The 3,382-nt window shown below is 56.7% G+C and carries 1 rRNA gene; it reads left to right on the forward strand.

The window, feature by feature from the left end:
- Positions 1 to 234 precede the first annotated feature (234 nt).
- Positions 235 to 3,360: ribosomal RNA gene (locus ACIQMX_RS42225) — 23S ribosomal RNA — on the forward strand.
- Positions 3,361 to 3,382: the final 22 nt, after the last annotated feature.

A 3,382-nucleotide genomic window follows, 5' to 3' on the forward strand; every position in this document is an offset into this window, starting at 1 on the left:
TTGCTCATGGGTGGAACGTTGACTATTCGGCACGGTTGGCTGGTTTTCGTAAGTACTGCTTCGGCGTGGAACGCGTAAACGGGTTGACTGTGTCGGGCACGCTGTTGGGTATCTGAAGGTGCGGCCGTCATGGTCGTCCTTCGGTTGCCGGCCCCAGTGAACTCATCCGGTAAGGGTGGGGTGATGGGTGGCTGGTCGTTGTTTGAGAACTGCACAGTGGACGCGAGCATCTGTGGCCAAGTTTTTAAGGGCGCACGGTGGATGCCTTGGCACCAGGAACCGATGAAGGACGTGGGAGGCCACGATAGGCCCCGGGGAGCTGTCAACCAAGCTTTGATCCGGGGGTGTCCGAATGGGGAAACCCGGCAGTCGTCATGGGCTGTCACCCGCTGCTGAACACATAGGCAGTGTGGAGGGAACGAGGGGAAGTGAAACATCTCAGTACCCTCAGGAAGAGAAAACAACCGTGATTCCGGGAGTAGTGGCGAGCGAAACTGGATCAGGCCAAACCGTATGCGTGTGATACCCGGCAGGGGTTGCGCATGCGGGGTTGTGGGATCTCTTTTTCATGGTCTGCCGGCCATGAGACGAGTCAGAAACCGTTGATGTAGGCGAAGGACATGCGAAAGGTCCGGCGTAGAGGGTAAGACCCCCGTAGCTGAAACATTGACGGCTCGTTTAAGAGACACCCAAGTAGCACGGGGCCCGAGAAATCCCGTGTGAATCTGGCGGGACCACCCGTTAAGCCTAAATATTCCCTGGTGACCGATAGCGGATAGTACCGTGAGGGAATGGTGAAAAGTACCGCGGGAGCGGAGTGAAATAGTACCTGAAACCGTGTGCCTACAAGCCGTGGGAGCGTCGCGCATCGAGCTTGCTCGGTGCGTCGTGACTGCGTGCCTTTTGAAGAATGAGCCTGCGAGTTTGCGGTGTGTTGCGAGGTTAACCCGTGTGGGGAAGCCGTAGCGAAAGCGAGTCCGAATAGGGCGATTTAGTAGCGCGCTCAAGACCCGAAGCGGAGTGATCTAGCCATGGGCAGGTTGAAGCGGAGGTAAGACTTCGTGGAGGACCGAACCCACCAGGGTTGAAAACCTGGGGGATGACCTGTGGTTAGGGGTGAAAGGCCAATCAAACTCCGTGATAGCTGGTTCTCCCCGAAATGCATTTAGGTGCAGCGTCGTGTGTTTCTTGCCGGAGGTAGAGCACTGGATAGGCGATGGGCCCTACCGGGTTACTGACCTTAGCCAAACTCCGAATGCCGGTAAGTGAGAGCACGGCAGTGAGACTGTGGGGGATAAGCTCCATGGTCGAGAGGGAAACAGCCCAGAGCATCGACTAAGGCCCCTAAGCGTACGCTAAGTGGGAAAGGATGTGGAGTCGCAGAGACAACCAGGAGGTTGGCTTAGAAGCAGCCACCCTTGAAAGAGTGCGTAATAGCTCACTGGTCAAGTGATTCCGCGCCGACAATGTAGCGGGGCTCAAGCGTACCGCCGAAGTCGTGTCATTCCAGCATGTACCCCCAACGGGGGCTGGGATGGGTAGGGGAGCGTCGTGTGCCGGGTGAAGCAGCCGCGGAAGCGAGTTGTGGACGGTTCACGAGTGAGAATGCAGGCATGAGTAGCGATACACACGTGAGAAACGTGTGCGCCGATTGACTAAGGGTTCCTGGGTCAAGCTGATCTGCCCAGGGTAAGTCGGGACCTAAGGCGAGGCCGACAGGCGTAGTCGATGGACAACCGGTTGATATTCCGGTACCCGCTTTGAAACGCCCAATACTGAATCAGGCGATGCTAAGTCCGTGAAGCCGGCCCGATCTCTTCGGAGTTGAGGGTAGTGGTGGAGCCGACGAACCAGACTTGTACTAGGTAAGCGATGGGGTGACGCAGGAAGGTAGTCCAGCCCGGGCGGTGGTAGTCCCGGGGTAAGGGTGTAGGCCGTGTGGTAGGTAAATCCGTCACACGTTAAGGCTGAGACCTGATGCCGAGCCGATTGTGGTGAAGTGGATGATCCTATGCTGTCGAGAAAAGCCTCTAGCGAGTTTCATGGCGGCCCGTACCCTAAACCGACTCAGGTGGTCAGGTAGAGAATACCGAGGCGTTCGGGTGAACTATGGTTAAGGAACTCGGCAAAATGCCCCCGTAACTTCGGGAGAAGGGGGGCCATCACTGGTGAGGGAACTTGCTTCCTGAGCTGGGGGTGGCCGCAGAGACCAGCGAGAAGCGACTGTTTACTAAAAACACAGGTCCGTGCGAAGCCGTAAGGCGATGTATACGGACTGACGCCTGCCCGGTGCTGGAACGTTAAGGGGACCGGTTAGCTGACTTTCGGGTCGGCGAAGCTGAGAACTTAAGCGCCAGTAAACGGCGGTGGTAACTATAACCATCCTAAGGTAGCGAAATTCCTTGTCGGGTAAGTTCCGACCTGCACGAATGGCGTAACGACTTCTCGACTGTCTCAACCATAGGCCCGGTGAAATTGCACTACGAGTAAAGATGCTCGTTTCGCGCAGCAGGACGGAAAGACCCCGGGACCTTTACTATAGTTTGATATTGGTGTTCGGTTCGGCTTGTGTAGGATAGGTGGGAGACTTTGAAGCGGCCACGCCAGTGGTTGTGGAGTCGTCGTTGAAATACCACTCTGGTCGTGCTGGATGTCTAACCTGGGTCCGTGATCCGGATCAGGGACAGTGTCTGATGGGTAGTTTAACTGGGGCGGTTGCCTCCTAAAGAGTAACGGAGGCGCCCAAAGGTTCCCTCAGCCTGGTTGGCAATCAGGTGTTGAGTGTAAGTGCACAAGGGAGCTTGACTGTGAGACCGACGGGTCGAGCAGGGACGAAAGTCGGGACTAGTGATCCGGCAGTGGCTTGTGGAAGCGCTGTCGCTCAACGGATAAAAGGTACCCCGGGGATAACAGGCTGATCTTCCCCAAGAGTCCATATCGACGGGATGGTTTGGCACCTCGATGTCGGCTCGTCGCATCCTGGGGCTGGAGTCGGTCCCAAGGGTTGGGCTGTTCGCCCATTAAAGCGGTACGCGAGCTGGGTTTAGAACGTCGTGAGACAGTTCGGTCCCTATCCGCTGTGCGCGTAGGAATATTGAGAAGGGCTGTCCCTAGTACGAGAGGACCGGGACGGACGAACCTCTGGTGTGCCAGTTGTCCTGCCAAGGGCATGGCTGGTTGGCTACGTTCGGAAAGGATAACCGCTGAAAGCATCTAAGCGGGAAGCCTGCTTCGAGATGAGTATTCCCACCCCCTTTGAGGGGTTAAGGCTCCCAGTAGACGACTGGGTTGATAGGCCAGATGTGGAAGCCCGGTAACGGGTGGAGCTGACTGGTACTAATAGGCCGAGGGCTTGTCCTCAGTTGCTCGCGTCCACTGTGTT

The organism is Streptomyces sp. NPDC091416 (assembly GCF_044756845.1).
Taxonomy (GTDB): domain Bacteria; phylum Actinomycetota; class Actinomycetes; order Streptomycetales; family Streptomycetaceae; genus Streptomyces.